Raw genomic sequence first — 17,242 nt, 5'->3', positions numbered from 1 at the left:
GGCAAATCCGATTCCATGCGTTGCAAAAACGTCGCGTCGGTCGCCAGGCTGACTCGCACGCGTTGACCGGCATGCGGCGGCGACCCTGCGTCGTCAGAACTTGTAGGCGGCGGTCAGCGTGAACGTTCGTGGTGCGCCCGGCATGATCTGCGCGACGCTCGTCGCATTCGCGTAGTCGTTGCGACCCGTGAGATTGACGACCGCCAGCGTCAGATCGAGGTCGCGCATGCGGTAGCCAAGCTTGCCGTCCCAGCGTACATGGGCGGGCAGCGTGAGCAGGTTGTCGCGATCGGCGTAGCGCGCGCCTTCGTAGATCACGCCGGCTTCCGCGAAGAAGCCGGAGAGCGGCGCATAGCCGACGAACAGGCTGCCGTTGGACGACGACACGCCGGCCGATCGCTTGCCGACGGATTTCGCTTCGGCCTCGACGATCCGCGCGTTCTGCCAGCCGATCCCGCCGCGCGCGAACCAGTCGCCGGCCAGCCTGCCGGCAATGCCGAGTTCGACGCCGCGATTGCGCTCGAGGCCGGTCAGCTCGAAATAGCCGGGCCTGACCGGATCGGCGGTCTTGCGGTTGTACAGATCGATCTGGAATGCCGAGAGCGTGGTGCTGAGTTTGCCGTCCAGCCAGTCGCTCTTGATGCCCACTTCGACCTGCCGGCTGTATTGCGGGCCGAGATCGTTCGCATTGCCGCGCGCGCCCGGCGTGATGCCGATCAGGTCGCCGCCGACCGGCGCGAAATTCTTGCTCCAGGATGCGTAGACGCTGTGCGCGTCGAGCGGCGACCATACGATGCCGAGCCGCGGGCTCCACGCGGTCGACGCGCGTCGCGCCTGCAATCCGTTCAACTGGCTCGTCGAATCGGCGACGAAGCGATCCCAGCGCAGGCCGGTCAGCAGTTTCCATGCGCGCCCGATGTCGATCCGGTCCTGCGCGTAGAGCGCGTAGTCGGTCGCGAGATGGCGGTTCATCATGTACGGGACCGGCGCGGACCCGCGACGGTCGACGTTGTCGGGGGCGGTGATCGAGACCGGCGACGCGGTGGCGCTCCACAACCGCGGCGCTCGCCGCTGCCAGCCGTATTCGACACCGAGCAGCAGGTGATGGGCGACCGGCCCGGTCGTCACGCTGCCGCTCAGTTCAAGATCGGTCTGCACGTTCAGGTGCCGAAGGTCCTGCAGATAGCGGGCCCGCTGCACGCGCGCGTAGTCGCGCGGTTTCGTCACGTAACCCTGCGTGACGTAGGTGTTGTCGAACGTGCTGTGCAGGTCGAGCACGCTCAGCAGGTGGCGCACCTGCCAGTCGCCGCCCAGCTGCCGCGTGAACACCGACCGCCAGTTCATGCTCGCGTCGCGGATCGTGTCGCGGTCGGCCACGCCGAAAAAGGTGCGGCGCGACGCCGGCGGCAGCGTGAACGCGACCGGTTTGCCGGCCGGATCGACCGCGGCGACCGCCGCGGGCATCCCGCGATCGGGTACGCGCTCGTAAGCGTCGTATTCGAACTGCATCAGCCAGCTGCTGCGCTCGCCCTGCCATTTGAGCGACGGCGCCACATACTGGCGCGTGCCGTCGACCGCGTCGCGGAAGCTGCGTTGATACTCGCGCCCGGCGTTCACGCGCATGCTCCAGCGCGGCGAAAGTGCGCGATTGAGGTCGGCCGACACGCCGAGCCGGCCGTAGCTGCCCGTCGTCGCGGACACACTGCCGAAATTCTCGGGCTGCGGCTGCTTGGTGATGCGATTGATCACGCCGCCGCCGCTGCCGCGGCCATACAGCGCCGCAGCCGGCCCCTTCAGCACCTCGACGCGTTCGATGTTGCCGAGACCGCGCACGTACTGCGCGTCGTCGCGCATGCCGTCGAGCAGCAGGTCGCCCGCGCTGGAGAAGCCGCGCAGCCGGAACGCGTCGAACCGCGTGTCCGACGTGTTCGATATGCCGGGCACGCCCGCGAGCGCGTCGGCGAGCGTGCGGCCGCCGTAGGACAGCGTCTCGTCGACCGACACGGTGTCGATGGTCTGCGGCACGTCGCGCGGGTCGCTCGCGGCGCGCGTCGCGGTGCTCACCTGCTCGGGACGCGGATCGTGCGGATGGCGGCGCGCGCGCACCTCCAGCACCGGCAGCTCGGCTTCGGCGCCGACTTCGGCTTCGGCGGCCCCGGACACGCAGGGACAAGTCGACAGCATTGCGCACAGCGCGATGGGCAGCGCGTCGCGCCGCCGCCCGTAATTGAGACGTTTCGGCATTTGAATATCAGGATTACTGAATGAACGGGTTTTTCTGCTTCGGCTTGCGATCAGGAAAAGTTTATCCCGTGCAAGCGAAAACGACAATCGTTCTCGTCTGAAGTTGACGGCAGGATGCACACACGCACCGAACCCGTCCGACGCGCCCGTCGGCGGCCGCCTTGACGCTCCCGCCCCCGGCGCCTACACTCGCACGCGTTTTGGTGCTCGCGCGCGCCCTCCGGCGCGCGCAGTTAAACGGGAAACAGGGAGCCTGCCTGCATCGCAGTCGAGCCAACCTGTGCTGCCCCCGCAACGGTAAGCGAACGCATCGTGCCCGCCGCGATGCAGCGCCGCTTCGCCGCATGCCGCGCGCGCATGCGGACGACCGCCACTGGATGCCCTGTGCACCCGGGAAGGCGAAGCGGCGTGTTCGCCAGCCCGGATACCGGCCTAAACATTGGGGTTCAGCGCCGCGGGGAGGCGGCGCATCGTCCACGGCCGCAGCGTGCCCGACACCCGAGCGTTTCCCGATTCCCGTCGTCCGGCCGCCTGCGCGAGCGCGCATGATCCGGCCCGATGGCAGGCCGGACCGCGCGGGGCCGGGCAGCGACGGCCGTGTTGGCATTCTTCATGTCGACCGTTCGCAAAGGAGCGTCATGCTCGATTCGCTGTTTCGCCTGTTCAACGACAGTTCCTCCGGGCTGCGCGGCAAGATCGTCGCGATCTATGCGCTGCTGATCGCCTTCAACGCAGGCGCGTGGATCTGGGCGTTCGCCGCCTTCCACGACCAGCCCGTGCTGCTCGGCACCGCGCTGCTCGCGTACGTGTTCGGGCTGCGCCATGCGGTCGACGCCGACCACATCGCGGCCATCGACAACGTCACGCGCAAGCTGATGCAGGAGGGCCGCAGCCCGCTCGGCGCGGGCCTGTTCTTCTCGCTCGGCCACTCGACGGTGGTGATGGTGATGTCGGTCGTGGTCACGCTCACGGCCGCGTCGCTCGCGCGCTTCGAGAGCATGAAAGCGTGGGGGGGCGTGATCAGCACGAGCGTGTCGGCGTTCTTCCTGCTGGTGCTCGCGATCGCGAACCTGCTGATCCTGATTTCCGTCTACCGGACGTTTCGCGCCGCGCGGCGCGGCGAGCCGATCGTCGACGCCGATCTCGACCTGCTGCTGAACCAGCGCGGCGTGCTCGCGCGCCTGTTCCGCCCGCTGTTCCGGCTCGTGTCGCGTAGCTGGCACCTGTATCCGGTCGGGTTCCTGTTCGGCTTCGGCTTCGATACGGCGACCGAGATCGCGCTGTTCGGCATCTCGGCGGCGCAGGTGCAGGGCGGTCTGTCGTTCTGGTCCGTGATGGCGCTGCCGGTGCTGTTCACCGCCGGCATGACGCTGGTCGACACGACCGACGGCATCCTGATGATGGGCGCGTATCGCTGGGCGTACGTGCGGCCGATCCGCAAGATCTACTACAACATGACGATCACCTTCGTGTCGGTGCTGGTCGCCGCGCTGATCGGCGGCATCGAGGTGCTCGCGCTGCTCGCGGACAAGCTGTCGCTGCAGGGCCCGGTGTGGGACTTCGCGTCGATGGTGGCGTCGCATTTCGGCATGCTCGGCTACGTCGTGATCGGCCTGTTCCTCGCATGCTGGCTCGTGTCGGCCCTGATCTACCGGTTAAAGCGCTACGACGAGATCGACGTGACGATCTCGGCCTGACTCCCCTTACGACACTGGATATTCCATGACCCTACGCAAGCTGCCCGTCACGATCGTCACGGGCTTTCTCGGCAGCGGCAAGACGACGCTGATGCGCCACATCCTGCAGCACGCCGAAGGCCGCCGCATCGCGGTGATCGTCAACGAATTCGGCGAGCTCGGCATCGACGGCGAAATCCTCAAGGGCTGCGGCATCGGCTGCGACGACGCGCAGGACGAAGCGTCGGGCCAGCTTTACGAGCTCGCGAACGGCTGCCTGTGCTGCACGGTGCAGGAAGAGTTCTACCCGGTGATGGAGGCGCTCGTCGAGCGCCGCGCGGACATCGACCACGTGCTGATCGAGACTTCCGGGCTCGCGCTGCCGAAGCCGCTCGTGCAGGCGTTCAACTGGCCGACGATCCGCAACAGCTTCACGGTCGACGCGGTCGTGACCGTCGTCGACGGGCCGGCGGCCGCGAGCGGCCAGTTCGCGGAAAACCCGCAGGCCGTCGACGCGCAACGCCGCGCCGATCCGAACCTCGATCATGAATCGCCGCTGCACGAACTGTTCGCCGACCAACTGTCGTCCGCCGATCTCGTGATCGTGAACAAGGCCGATCTCGTCGGCGACGCGCAGTTCGCGCAGATCGAAACCGCGATCCGCGACGAGATCCCGCCGCAGGTGAAGATCGTGCGCGCGACGCGCGGCGAGCTCGACCTCGCGATGCTGCTCGGGCTCGAATCGGCGTCGGAGGAAACGATCCACCTGCGTCACGACCATCACGGCTCGGCCGACGACGGCGATCACGATCATCATCACGACGATTTCGACTCGGTGGTCGTGTCGGGCGACGCGCTCACGCGCGAAGCGACGATCGCCGCGCTGCAGCGTGTCGTCGAGACGCACACGATCTACCGCGCGAAAGGCTTCGCCGCGCTGCCCGGCGCGCCGATGCGGCTCGTGATCCAGGGCGTCGGCCGCCGCTTCGACAGCTATTTCGACCGCCGCTGGCAGGACGGCGAAACGCGCGCGAGCCGCTTCGTGCTGATCGGCGAGGATCTCGACGCGGCCGCGCTGCAGCGCGCGTTCGACGCCGCGTGCGCGGCCGAACCGCAACAGGCGTAACGCGCGATGCATCTGCTGCGCACCACGCCGGGCGGCTTCGTCGACGATACGCAGGGCGTCGTCCGGATCGACCAGCAGCCGGCCGACATCGTGATCCTGAGTTCGGCCGACACGACGCTGTCGCTGCTCGCGAGCGTCGTGCCGCAACTGCCGGCCGGCTTCCCGAGCGTGCGGCTCGCGAACGTCACGTTCCTGCGGCAGCCGGCGTCCGTCGATTTCTATGTCGACGACGTGCTGCGCCACGCGAAGACGGTCGTGATCGATCATCTCGGCGGCGAAGCGTACTGGCCGTACGGGATCGAGCAGGCCGAGTCGCTCGCGTCGAAGCGCGCTCAGCAGCTCGCGATGTTCTCGGGCGACCTGCAGGAAGACCCGAACCTCGTCGCGAAAAGCACGGTCGCGCCCGACCTGTGCCGGCTGTGGTGGCGTTACCTGCGCGAAGGCGGCGTGCACAACGCCGACGCGCTGCTGCGCAGCATCGCATTCCATACGCTCGGCTTCGGCGACGAACCCGAGCTGCCGCGTCCGCTGCCGGCCGCCGCGCTGTATCACCCGGCGCGCGACCGCGCGAGCGTCGACGACTGGCGGCCGCGCTGCACGCCCGGCGCGCCGGTCGTCGCGATCCTGTTCTATCGTGCGCACTGGCAGGCCGCGAACACGGCCGTGTTCGATGCGCTGGCCGACGCACTCGTTCGGGAGGGGCTGAATCCGCTGCCGATCGCGGTGACGTCGCTGAAGGACGCGGTGAGTCGCGAGGTCATCACGCAACTCTGCGATACGCACGGCGTCGCGCTCGTGCTGAACACGACCGCGTTCGCGGCCGGCGCGATCGATGCGGCCGAGCCGGAGGTGCTCGCCGGCGACGCGCCGGTGCTGCAGGTGATCCTGTCCGGCGGCAATCGCGACGCATGGGTCACCGATAACCAGGGCCTGCACGCACGCGACATCGCGATGCATATCGCGCTGCCCGAGGTCGACGGGCGCATCGTCACGCGCGCGGTGAGCTTCAAGGGGCTCGCGTATCGCTGTCCGCACACCGAGGTCGACGTCGTGCGCTATCAGCCGGACGCCGAGCGGATCGCGTTCGTCGCGGCGCTCGCGCGCGGCTGGTGCCGGCTGCGCACGCTCGACAACGCGAGCAAGCGCATCGCGCTGATTCTCGCGAACTATCCGCAAAGCGAAGGGCGGATCGGCAACGGCGTCGGGCTCGACACGCCGGCGTCCGCGCTGCGCGTGCTCGCGGCGCTGCGCGACGCGGGCTACGCGCTGGCCGACCTGCCGCCCGATGGCGACGCGCTGATCGCACGGCTCACCGAAGGCGTGACCAACGACGTGGCCGTGCATGCGCTGCGCCCGGCGTTCCAGAGTTTCGCGCTGGCCGACTACGCCGCGCATTTCGCGCGGCTGCCGGCGGCCGTGCGCGACGCGCTGAACGAGCGCTGGGGCCCGCCCGAGGCCGACCCGACGCTGCGCCACGGGCGTTTCACGATCGCGGGCTGGCGCGCGGGCAACGTGTTCGTCGGCATCCAGCCGTCGCGCTCGCGCGGCGAGAACGACTACGCGAGCTACCACGACGCGGATCTCGTGCCGCCGCATGCGTACCTCGCGTTCTATTTCTGGCTGCGCGATGCGTATCGCATCGACGCGGTCATCCACCTCGGCAAGCACGGCAACCTCGAATGGCTGCCGGGCAAGAGCGTCGCGCTGTCCGACGCGTGCTGGCCCGACCTGACGCTCGGGCCGCTGCCGCACCTGTATCCGTTCATCGTCAACGATCCGGGCGAGGGCAGCCAGGCGAAGCGCCGCGCGCAGGCGGTGATCGTCGATCACCTGATGCCGCCGCTCACGCGCGCGGAAAACTACGGGCCGCTGCAGGATCTCGAGCGGCAGGTCGACGAATACTACGAAGCGCTGATGGTCGACGCGCGGCGCGCGAAGCTGCTGCGCAAGACGATCCTCGCGACGATCGCCGAACATCGGCTGCACGACGAACTGAGCGTATCGCCGCCGCGCGACGCGGGCGACGAGGATGCGCTGCTGACGCGAGTCGACGCGTGGCTGTGCGAATTGAAGGAAGCGCAGATTCGCGACGGGCTGCACGTGTTCGGCGTGTCGCCGGCCGATCGCCAGCGACGCGACACGCTGCTTGCGCTCGCGCGCTTTCCGGTCGGCGACGGCAAGGGCGCGCGCGCGGGGCTGATCGGCGCGCTCGCGCGCGACCTGATGCTCGGCGACGATTTCGATCCGCTGTCGGCCGACTGGGCCGCGCCGTGGGCCGGCCCGCGCCCGGCGATCCTGCAGGCGCTCGATGGATCGCCGTGGCGTCATGCGGGCGATACGCGCGAGCGGCTCGAACGGCTCGCGCAGCAATGGCTGGACGGGCTGTGCGCGGCCACCGGGGGCAACCCCGGCACCGACGCGACGCCGCCCGGCGAATGGCCGCATACGCTCGCGGTGATCGAACGCGTTCGCGCGACGCTGATGCCTGCGCTCGACGCATGCGGCGGCGAGGAAATGCGCCAGTTGCTGCGCGGGCTCGACGGCCGCTTCGTGCCGCCGGGGCCGAGCGGTTCGCCGTCGCGCGGCCGTCCCGACGTGCTGCCGACCGGCCGAAATTTCTACTCGGTCGACACGCGCGCAGTGCCGACGCAGGCAGCGTGGTCGCTCGGCCTGAAATCCGCGCAACAGCTGATCGAGCGTCATCTGCAGGATCACGGCGACTATCCGCGCGCGATCGGCCTGTCGGTGTGGGGTACGGCGACGATGCGCACGGGCGGCGACGACATCGCGCAGGCGTTCGCGCTGCTCGGCGTGCGGCCGAAATGGGCGCACGGCAGCCATCGCGTGACCGACTTCGAGATCCTGCCGATCGAGATCTTCGACCGGCCGCGCATCGACGTGACACTGCGCGTATCGGGCTTCTTCCGCGACGCGTTTCCGAACCTGATGCACCTGTTCGACGCGGCCGTGCAGGCCGTCGCCGCGCTCGACGAGCCGGAGGAAATGAACCCGATCCGCGCACGCATCGAGCGCGAACGCGCGAAATGGATCACGCAGGGCGTGCCGCCCGACGAAGCGCGGCGCCGCGCCGGCTGGCGCGTGTTCGGCGCGCGGCCGGGCAGCTACGGCGCGGGCCTGCAGGACCTGATCGACCAGCGCCGCTGGCAGACCGACGCCGATCTCGCGGATGCGTACCGCCAGTGGGGCGGCCATGCGTACGCGCAGAACAGCGCGGGCGACGCCGCGCCCGACGTGTTCGGCGAGCGGCTGGCGACGATCGACGTCGTCGTGCAGAACCAGGACAGCCGCGAGCACGACATCCTCGATTCGAACGACTACTACCAGTTCCAGGGCGGGATGACGGCGGCCGTGCGGCACCTGTCCGGGCAGCAGCCGAGCATCTACCACGGCGACCATGCGAACCCGGTCGCGCCGAAGATGCGCACGCTGCGCGAGGAGATCGCGCGCGTGATCCGCTCGCGCGTCGTCAACCCGAAATGGCTCGACGGCGTGAAGCGCCATGGTTACAAGGGCGCGGCCGAGCTGGCCGCGACCGTCGACTACCTGTACGGCTATGACGCGACCGCGCGCGTGCTGTCCGATCACCAGTACGCGCTCGTCGCCGACGCATACCTGTTCGACGACGACACGCGCGCGTTCCTCGAACGGCACAACCCGAAGGCGCTGCACGGCATCTGCGAACGCTTCGTCGAGGCGATGCAGCGCGGCTTGTGGCAGCAGCCGGGCGACTATCGCGAACGGATCGAAGCGGTCTGGCTCGCGAGTGAACAACTCCAGGAAGGGGGACGGCGATGACCGATCCGACAACGCACCGCGCCCGCGCGGTCTTTCCGTTTGCGGCGCTCGTCGCGCAGGATGCCTTGCAGCAGGCGCTGCTGCTCGCCGCGATCGATCCGTCGCTCGGCGGCGTGCTGGTGAGCGGCCCGCGCGGCACCGCGAAATCGACCGCCGCGCGCGGCCTCGCGGAGCTGCTGCCCGAAGGGCAGTTCGTCACGTTGCCGCTGTCGGCGAGCGACGAACAGGTGACGGGCTCGCTCGATCTCGCGCATGCGCTCGCGGAGAACGGCGTGCGCTTCCGGCCGGGCCTGCTGGCTCGCGCGCATCTCGGCGTGCTGTATGTCGACGAAGTGAACCTGCTCGCCGACGGGCTCGTCGATACGCTGCTCGACGTCGCCGCGAGCGGCGTGAACATCGTCGAGCGCGATGGCGTATCGCACGCGCATGATGCGCGCTTCGTGCTGGTCGGCACGATGAATCCCGAGGAGGGCGAGCTGCGCCCGCAGTTGCTCGACCGCTTCGGGCTGATGGTCGAGCTCGAGAACTGCTTCGACGCCGCGCAGCGTGAGCGGATCGTGAAGGCCCGACTCGCATTCGATCTCGATCCGGACGCGTTCCGCGCACGGCATGCAGCCGCGCAGCGCGAACTCGGCGACCGGATTCATGCGGCGCGCGCACGGCTGCCGATGCTGGATTTCGACGATGCGGTCCATGCGCGCGTCAGCGCGCTGTGCATCGACGCGGCCGTCGACGGATTGCGCGCCGATCTCGTGATGCTGCGCGCCGCGCGCGCACTCGCCGCGCTGGAACAGGCCGATGCGGTGACGGTGTCGCATGTGGAGCGCGTGGCCGAAGCGGTGTTGCGGCACCGGCGCCATGCGGGTACGCCGCCACCTTCCGGCGCGTCGCAGCCGGGCGGCGAACGCGACGATCGCTCGCCGCCGGACGCGCGCCAGCAGCCCGACGACCGACCGGGCGCGACAAAAAACGATGCCGCGGCATCGCAGGGCGACTGGGGCTACCTGCCGCCCGAACCCGCCGGGCTGCGCGACGTGAAAAGCGTCGTGCCGCTGCCGCTAAAAAAACGCTGAGCCATCGAGCCGGCGCCGCCGCGAACACCATTCGCGGTCCTCGATGGCAGCAAGGCGCCGCCGCGCGCGTGCCGGGCACGGCGCGCGCCGGCACCGCCGTTGCGTGGCCGGCGACGCTCGCCGCGAAACGCAGCGGCCCGCTGCATCACGGCCATCTGCGCTTCCGGAAGCGGGCCGGCGCACCGCACGCGCTGCATTGCTTCGTGCTCGACTGTTCGGCGTCGATGCTATCGCACGAGCGGCTCGCGCTGGCCAAGGGGCTGATCGTCGCGTATTTCGATCGCGCCGCGCGCGACCGCGTCGAAACCGCGCTGATCTGCTTCGGCGGCAACGGCGCCGCGCGGCGCTTCGGCCCGGCCGTGCCGCGCTGGTGGAATGCGCGCTGGCTCGAACCGGTCGACGGCGGCGGCGGCACGCCGCTCGCGGACGGCATCGCGGCCGCCGCCCAGTTGCTCGCGCGCGATGCGCGGCGTGCGCCCGACAAGCAGCGCTGGCTGTGGGTGTTGTCCGACGGGCGCACGCGCGAAGTGCCGGCGAAACCCGCGGCGGCCGATCATGTCGTGTTCGTCGACTTCGACGACGCGGCCGTGCGGCTCGGGCAGGGTGCACGGCTGGCCGATGCGTGGGGCGGGCAGTGGGTGATGGCCGATGCGCTTTGCACGGACCTCGCAGGCTGATCGGGCCGAGTGCCGGCACAAGGCCACGGCCGACGGTGCGATATGATCGCCGCTTCTGCTTCTACCCACTGGAAAACCCGCCATGCAAGTACTGGTCGATGCCGACGCGTGTCCCGCCGTCATCAAGGACATGCTGTTTCGCGCCGCGCGTCGTGCCGAAATCTGCGTGACGCTGGTCGCGAACCAGTTTCTGCGCACGCCGCCGTCGCCGTTCATCAAGGCGGTGCAGGTGCCGGCCGGCTTCGACGTCGCTGACGCGCGCATCGTCGAGCTGGCCGAGGCCGGCGACCTCGTGATCACCGCCGACATCCCGCTCGCCGCCGCCGTGCTCGACAAGGGCGCGCATGCGCTCGACCCGCGCGGCAACTGGTTCAGCCGCGAGAACATCGAGGAACGCCTGTCAACGCGCGCGATGATGGACCAGCTGCGCAGCGCGGGCATCGACACGGGCGGGCCGGCGCCGTTCAGCGCGCGCGACGGCAAGACGTTTGCATCGCAGCTCGACCGGTTCCTGGCACGCCACGGCAAGCCATGACGCCGCGTGTCGGCGGTCAGGCGCCGTCGATCGTCCCGCGTGCGAAAACGCTCGCACGCGCCACGCGACAATGCGCCGGATCCGCATCGGATCATGTGCGCCACCCAGGTCGAGATGCAGGTTTTCGCCGACGCTGATATCGTGGCGCGAACCACTACACAGGAGCGCACACGTGTCACCGACCCAACTTCTCGTTCCGACATTTACCCAGATGCTGCGCGCGCAGTCCGCGTGGCTCGACAAGGCTGTCGCGCACCGGCAGGCCGCGGGCGGCGATCCCGATACGGTAATGGTGCTGAAGCTCGCAGCCGACATGTATCCGCTCGCCGCACAGGTGCGCTTCTCGTGCTTCCAGGCGATGGAGCCGGTCTACCGGCTGCGCGCCGAACCGCTGCCGGCGGCGCTGCTGGCCTTGCGCGAGGCCGGATGGAATGCGGATGCGCAGCCCGGCACGTTGAGCGACGCGCAGGCGATCATCGCCGGCACGCTCGCGTTTCTCGGCGAACTCGCACCGGATGCGCTCGATGGCGGCGCTGCGCTCTCGATCGCGCTCGAAATGCCGAACGGGATCGCATTCGACATGACGGGCGAACAGTACGCGCGCGACTGGGCGCTGCCGCAGTTCTACTTCCACGCGATCGCCGCGTACGCGATCCTGCGCCATCACGGCGTCGAACTCGGCAAGGCCGACTACGTGCCGCACATGCTCGCGTACGTGCGGCCCGGCACGATTCCGCAAGGGTGAGTGGCGAGCAGGCCGCGAAGCGACATGACACGGGCACTGTTCATCTGCAGCCGCAACCGGCTGCGCAGTCCGACGGCCGAAGCGGTATTCGCCGCGTGGCCGGGCGTCGAGACCGACTCCGCGGGCCTCGCGCCCGATGCGGACACGCGCCTGTGCGCCGGGCAGCTCGATTGGGCCGAGATCGTCTTCGTGATGGAGCGCGCGCACAAGGCGCGGCTGTCGGCCCAATTCGGCGCTCGTCTGAAGCACAAGAAGATTGTTTGCCTCGACATCCCCGACCGTTACGCGTTCATGCAGCCCGAACTCGTCGCGCTGCTCGAACGCAAGGCCGGCCCGTTCCTGCGCGCGTGACCGGCGCAGGCGACATCGACGTCAGCGAAGCGGGCCGTTCGCGATCGCCGAAAAGCAGTCGAGGCGCAGCAACTCGATGATCTTGCGCGTCGGCACGCTCGCACGGAGCGTGTCGAGCCGGTCGACGGTGAACCACTTGCAGCGGGCGATCTCGTTGCTCGCGCGCGGCGTCAGGTGCGCCGGCACGTCGGCCACGAACACGTGATGCAGCTTCGTCAGCCCGCCGAACTGCACCGCGTAGTCGAGCGCGAGCCCCTCCAGCCGCGTTTCCTCGGCGAGTTCCCGCTGCGCAGCCTCGAGCGGCGTCTCGCCGCGCCGGATCGTGCCGCCCGGCAGGGCCCAGCGCGACGCGGTGCGGGCGACCAGCAGCACGCTGCTGCGCTGGCAGCACACGATCGTGGCTCTTTCCTTGATGACGGCGAGGGTGTCCGGCCCGGTACTCATGTTCGGCAAAACAGGTGCTGAATCGTGGAGAAATTGCGCGTCGGCGGTTCGTGATCCGGCAGCGGGCCGCGAAGGCATGCAGGCAGCCGCGGCGATCATACCGGCCGTTCGTGACAGTTCCGTGCATGATGTCGCGCCGCCTGCGCCGGGTTATGCGTGCGTATAGATCCCGTTGCGCGTCGGCTTCGCGTGGCGCGGCTGGCGGCGCTCGTGAACGGCGCGCCGGTGATGGGGCGGCGCCGTTACGTGCCGGCGCGCGGGCGCGGGCCGTGCGCCGGGCGTCTGCGTCTGTCCTTCGCCGAAATGGAAAGTCTGGGTTTGTGCGTGTCCGACGCCGAGCGTCGACGCCAGCATGAAGGCCGCCAGCAGTATCCGTTTCATGAATATTCCGCCTTGTTTTTCGAGATGAACGATTTTCGTCAGCTTAACGAACGGCGGGGCGACGGCGCAACCGGCCCGGATTCGGTTTCGGCCCCACTTGCGTCCGGCAGCGTTATCCGCGCGTCGGCCGGGTGCATCCGGGCTTGACAATACAATTCCTGAGTGTGAATATAAATTCACATGCAAGAATTATTCGCCGATTCCGGAGGGCTACGCTGCACGCGCCGGCCTACCGGAACCGGCAGTCCGATCAACCGGAACCAGGAGCGAGACGCATGGCGGAGCGGGAGCAGCAGGGCGCGCTGGCAGGATTGCGCATCGTCGATCTGTCGCGGGTGCTGGGCGGCCCGTACGCGACGCAGATCCTCGCCGACCACGGCGCGGAGGTGATCAAGGTCGAACCGCCGTCCGGCGACGAGACGCGCACGTGGGGCCCGCCATTCGACGGCGACACCGCGTCGTACTTCCTCGGCGTGAACCGCAACAAGCTTGGCATCGCACTCGACCTGACGCAGCCGGACGACCGCGAGCGGCTGCTTGGCCTGCTCGAACACGCCGACGCCGTCGTCGAGAACTTCAAGATCGGCACGATGGAACGCTGGGGGCTCGGTTTCGACGCGCTGCATGAGCGGTTTCCGCGCCTCGTCCATTGCCGCGTGTCGGGTTTCGGCGCGGACGGCCCGCTGGGCGGGCTGCCCGGCTACGACGCGGCCGTGCAGGCGCTCGCGGGGCTGATGAGCGTCAATGGCGAAGCCGGCGGCGCGCCGCTGCGCGTCGGCGTGCCGATCGTCGATCTCGTCACGGGGCTGAACGCGGCGCTCGGCGTGCTGATGGCGCTGCGCGAGCGCGACGCGAGCGGCCGCGGCCAGTTCGTCGAAGCGACGCTGTTCGACTGCGCGCTGTCGATCCTGCATCCGCATACGCCGAACTTCTTCCATTCGGGCAACGCGCCCGGGCGCACCGGCAATGCGCATCCGAACATCACGCCGTACGACAGCTTTCCGACGGCAACCGTCGACATCTTTCTCGCGGTCGGCAACAACGGGCAGTTCGCGGCACTGTGCGACGTGCTCGGCACGCGCGAGTGGCCCGGCGATCCGCGTTTCGCGGACAACCGCGCGCGCAGCGCGAACCGCGCCGCGCTGCGCGCGCTGCTCGAGACGGCATTGGCCGGACACGACGGCGCGGCGCTCGCCGAACAGTTGATGCGCCGCGGCGTGCCGTGCGCGCCGGTGCTCGGGCTCGATTCGGCGCTCGACCATCCGCATGTCGCGCATCGGCAGATGAAGGTCGAGCTGGGCCGGCATCGCGGCATCGCGTCGCCGATCAAGCTCGGCCGCACGCCGGCCACGTACCGGCGGCCGCCGCCCGCGCTGAACGAACATGCGGCGCAGGTGTTTGCCGACGCCGACAACGATCACGACAACCGCCGGGACTGACCGGCATCGCGGCCGCCGGCCGTGCCGCGCGCCCGGCGGCGGCGCACGGCCGCGGGCCGCACGCCCCATTCGGACACCACGCCGGCCCGCGCACGGACGCACCGGCTGAAGAGGAGACGCATCATGCTCGCATGGATCGGCGCGATCGCCATCGTCGCGCTGTTCGGCCTGATCATCACGAAGCGGCTGTCGCCGCTCGTGGCGCTGATCGTCGTGCCGGTGGCCGCGTCGCTCGCGGCCGGTTTCGGGTTGACGACCGGCAAGTTCATCGTGCACGGCGTACAGAACATCGGCCCGATCGCCGGGATGTTCGTTTTTGCGATTCTATTTTTCGGAATCCTCACCGATGCGGGGATGCTCGACCCGATCATCGCGGGCGTGCTGCGCGTGATCGGCTGCCATCCGCCGCGCATCGTGATGGGTTCGGCGCTGCTCGCGCTGCTGATCCATCTCGACGGCTCGGGCGCCGTCACGTTTCTCGTCACGCTGCCCGCGATGATGCCGCTCTATACGCGGCTCGGGATGGATCGCCGCATCCTGGCATGCGTTGCATCGATGGCGGCCGGCGTCAACTTCCTGCCGTGGGTCGGGCCGATGCTGCGCGCGTCGGCGGCATTGCACATTCCCGGCTCGGCGATCTTCATGCCGATGATTCCGGTGCAGATCGTCGGGCTCGTGTTCGTGTTCGGCACCGCGTACGTGCTCGGCGTACGCGAGGCGAAACGGCTCGGGCTCGATCGCGCCGGCGCGGCGGCACTCGCGATCGCGCCACGCGAGCTGACCGACGCCGAACGCGCGCTGCGCCGGCCCGGCCGCTTCCGCATCAACCTCGCGCTGACGCTCGTCGTGCTCGCCACGCTGGTGTCGGGCATCGTCGACCCGATGGTGATGTTCATGCTCGGCACGGTCGCCGCGCTCGTGATCAACTACCCGGACGTGCAGGCCCAGCGCGAGCGGATCGACGCGCATGCGAAGGCCGCGCTGATGATGGCGAGCGTGCTGCTCGCGGCCGGTGCGTTCACCGGCATCATGTCCGGCACCGGGATGCTGAAGGCGATGGCGGAAGTCGTCGTCGCGCACGTGCCGGTCGAGCATGCGCGCCATATGCCGTTCGTGCTCGGGCTGCTGTCGATGCCGCTCAGCCTGCTGTTCGACCCCGATTCGTTCTATTTCGGCGTGCTGCCGGTGCTCGCGGAGAGCGGCAAGCTGCTCGGCGTGCCGCCGATCCAGATGGCGCAGGCCGCGCTGCTCGGCCAGATGACGACGGGTTTTCCGGTGAGCCCGCTCACGCCCGCGACGTTCCTGATCGTCGGCCTGACCGGCGTCGAACTCGCCGAGCACCAGAAATTCACGATTCCGTTCCTGTTCGCCGCCACCGTGCTGATGGTTTTCGCCGCGGTCGCGACGGGCGTGTTTCCGCTATGAGCGTCCGCAGCCCCGTCACTTCGCGCCATGCCCCCCGAGGGGACTTCCTTCGGGACGGAACCCTTGGGGCGGCCCGGCGTTTTCTTGAGAACGGCGCGACCGTTCACCTTTTCCGGGAGAGCAGTCCATGCAGTTCGACCTGACCGACGACCAGCGCGCGATCGAAAGCGCGATCGAGAAAATCTGCGAGCGCTTCGGCGACGACTACTGGCTCGAACGCGATCGCGCGGGCGGGTTTCCGGCCGATTTCCACGCGGCGCTCGCCGAGGCTGGCTGGCTCGGCATCGCGATGGACCCGGCCCACGGCGGCGCCGGGCTCGGGATGACCGAGGCCGCGCTGATGATGCGCACGATCAGCGCGTCGGGCGCCGGCCTGTCCGGCGCATCGGCCGTCCACATGAACATCTTCGGGCTGAACCCGGTGCAGGTGTTCGGCAACGACGCACAGAAGGCGCGCTTCCTGCCGCCGCTGATCGCCGGGCGCGACAAGGCGTGCTTCGCGGTGACGGAACCCGACGCGGGCCTCGACACCACGCACCTGACCACGCAGGCGCGCCGCGACGGCGATCACTACGTGCTGAGCGGGCGCAAGATCTGGATCTCGACTGCGCAGGTCGCGAACAAGATGCTGATCATCGCGCGTACGACGCCGCTCGACCAGGTCACGAAACCGACCGACGGGCTGAGCCTGTTCTATACCGACCTCGACCGTTCGTGCATCGAGGTGCGCGAGATCGAGAAGATGGGCCGCAAGGCCGTCGATTCGAACATGTTGTTCATCGACAACCTGCGCGTCTCGCGCGACGACCTGATCGGCAACGAAGGCGACGGCTTCCGCTATCTGCTGCACGGGCTGAACCCCGAGCGGATCCTGATCGCCGCGGAGGCGATCGGGCTCGGGCAGGCGGCGCTGCGCCGCGCGACGCAGTATGCGAACGAGCGCGTCGTGTTCGGCCGGCCGATCGGGCAGAACCAGTCGATCCAGCATCCGCTCGCACAGGCGTGGATGCAGCTCGAGGCCGCGTGGCTGATGGTGATGAAGGCCGCGACGCGCTACGACGCGGGCCAGTCGTGCGGCGCGGAGGCGAATGCGGCGAAATACCTCGGCGCGGAAGCCGCGTTCCAGGCGTGCCAGACGGCGGTCGCGACGCACGGCGGGATGGGGTACGCGAAGGAATACCATGTCGAGCGCTACCTGCGCGAGTGTATGATTCCGAGGCTCGCGCCCGTGAGTCCGCAACTGATCCTGTGCTACATCGCGGAGAAGGTGCTCGGGCTGCCGAAGTCGTACTGACGCGCGGCGGCCCGCC

At 69.1% G+C, this 17,242-nt stretch carries 14 protein-coding genes and 1 riboswitch; of the genes, 11 read left to right on the top strand and 3 right to left on the bottom strand.

Going from position 1 to position 17,242, the window contains the following annotated elements:
- Positions 1 to 93: 93 nt before the first annotated feature.
- Positions 94 to 2,244, bottom strand: a complete 2,151-nt coding sequence (locus JYG32_RS05530) for a TonB-dependent receptor (RefSeq protein WP_213264920.1) — start codon at positions 2,242 to 2,244, stop codon at positions 94 to 96.
- A gap of 184 nt (positions 2,245 to 2,428) precedes the next feature.
- Positions 2,429 to 2,694: riboswitch (cobalamin riboswitch) on the top strand.
- A gap of 188 nt (positions 2,695 to 2,882) precedes the next feature.
- Here JYG32_RS05530 and JYG32_RS05525 point away from each other — a divergent pair.
- The 8 genes from JYG32_RS05525 to JYG32_RS05490 all read left to right on the top strand — a co-directional run bounded on the left by JYG32_RS05525 (position 2,883) and on the right by JYG32_RS05490 (position 12,243).
- Positions 2,883 to 3,941 carry a HoxN/HupN/NixA family nickel/cobalt transporter gene (locus tag JYG32_RS05525; protein ID WP_213264919.1) on the top strand — a complete coding sequence of 353 codons (1,059 nt, stop codon included), beginning with the start codon at positions 2,883 to 2,885 and terminating at the stop codon, positions 3,939 to 3,941.
- A 25-nt stretch (positions 3,942 to 3,966) separates the two neighbouring features.
- Positions 3,967 to 5,046 carry a cobalamin biosynthesis protein CobW gene (cobW, locus tag JYG32_RS05520; RefSeq protein WP_213264918.1) on the top strand — a complete coding sequence of 360 codons (1,080 nt, stop codon included), beginning with the start codon at positions 3,967 to 3,969 and terminating at the stop codon, positions 5,044 to 5,046.
- A gap of 6 nt (positions 5,047 to 5,052) precedes the next feature.
- Positions 5,053 to 8,862, top strand: coding sequence for a cobaltochelatase subunit CobN (gene cobN / locus JYG32_RS05515; RefSeq protein ID WP_213264917.1), 3,810 nt, complete (start codon positions 5,053 to 5,055; stop codon positions 8,860 to 8,862).
- Complete coding sequence (locus JYG32_RS05510) at positions 8,859 to 9,935, top strand: ATP-binding protein (RefSeq protein WP_213264916.1); 1,077 nt, start codon at positions 8,859 to 8,861, stop codon at positions 9,933 to 9,935. The genes cobN and JYG32_RS05510 overlap by 4 nt, the downstream gene beginning before the upstream one ends.
- A gap of 68 nt (positions 9,936 to 10,003) precedes the next feature.
- Complete coding sequence (locus JYG32_RS05505; protein ID WP_213264915.1) at positions 10,004 to 10,612, top strand: vWA domain-containing protein; 609 nt, start codon at positions 10,004 to 10,006, stop codon at positions 10,610 to 10,612.
- Between the two features lie 82 nt (positions 10,613 to 10,694).
- The gene (locus JYG32_RS05500) at positions 10,695 to 11,147 is read left to right on the top strand and encodes a YaiI/YqxD family protein (protein ID WP_047900659.1); all 453 of its coding nucleotides are present in this window, start codon (positions 10,695 to 10,697) and stop codon (positions 11,145 to 11,147) included.
- Between the two features lie 172 nt (positions 11,148 to 11,319).
- The gene (locus JYG32_RS05495) at positions 11,320 to 11,892 is read left to right on the top strand and encodes a DUF1993 domain-containing protein (protein ID WP_174382849.1); all 573 of its coding nucleotides are present in this window, start codon (positions 11,320 to 11,322) and stop codon (positions 11,890 to 11,892) included.
- Between the two features lie 24 nt (positions 11,893 to 11,916).
- The gene (locus tag JYG32_RS05490; protein ID WP_174382850.1) at positions 11,917 to 12,243 is read left to right on the top strand and encodes a low molecular weight protein tyrosine phosphatase family protein; all 327 of its coding nucleotides are present in this window, start codon (positions 11,917 to 11,919) and stop codon (positions 12,241 to 12,243) included.
- Positions 12,244 to 12,264: 21 nt separating this feature from the next.
- On the opposite strand, the gene JYG32_RS05485 is transcribed toward JYG32_RS05490, so the two are convergent.
- Positions 12,265 to 12,687: an NUDIX hydrolase gene (locus tag JYG32_RS05485; protein WP_174382851.1), complete on the bottom strand. Its 423-nt coding sequence runs from the start codon at positions 12,685 to 12,687 to the stop codon at positions 12,265 to 12,267.
- A 150-nt stretch (positions 12,688 to 12,837) separates the two neighbouring features.
- Positions 12,838 to 13,068 (bottom strand): hypothetical protein, encoded by a 231-nt coding sequence (locus JYG32_RS05480; protein WP_174382852.1) that lies wholly within the window; start codon positions 13,066 to 13,068, stop codon positions 12,838 to 12,840.
- Positions 13,069 to 13,343: 275 nt separating this feature from the next.
- Between JYG32_RS05480 and JYG32_RS05475 the strand changes: the two genes are divergently transcribed.
- The 3 genes from JYG32_RS05475 (at position 13,344) to JYG32_RS05465 (ending at position 17,226) form a co-directional block, all read left to right on the top strand.
- Positions 13,344 to 14,507: a CaiB/BaiF CoA transferase family protein gene (locus tag JYG32_RS05475; protein ID WP_213264914.1), complete on the top strand. Its 1,164-nt coding sequence runs from the start codon at positions 13,344 to 13,346 to the stop codon at positions 14,505 to 14,507.
- Positions 14,508 to 14,630: 123 nt separating this feature from the next.
- Complete coding sequence (locus JYG32_RS05470) at positions 14,631 to 15,932, top strand: CitMHS family transporter (RefSeq protein ID WP_174382854.1); 1,302 nt, start codon at positions 14,631 to 14,633, stop codon at positions 15,930 to 15,932.
- Positions 15,933 to 16,059: 127 nt separating this feature from the next.
- Positions 16,060 to 17,226: an acyl-CoA dehydrogenase family protein gene (locus JYG32_RS05465; protein ID WP_213264913.1), complete on the top strand. Its 1,167-nt coding sequence runs from the start codon at positions 16,060 to 16,062 to the stop codon at positions 17,224 to 17,226.
- Positions 17,227 to 17,242: the final 16 nt, after the last annotated feature.

It is taken from the genome of Burkholderia pyrrocinia (genome assembly GCF_018417535.1).
GTDB classification, from domain to species: domain Bacteria; phylum Pseudomonadota; class Gammaproteobacteria; order Burkholderiales; family Burkholderiaceae; genus Burkholderia; species Burkholderia pyrrocinia_E.
This window is presented reverse-complemented; position numbering and strand designations above follow the sequence as displayed.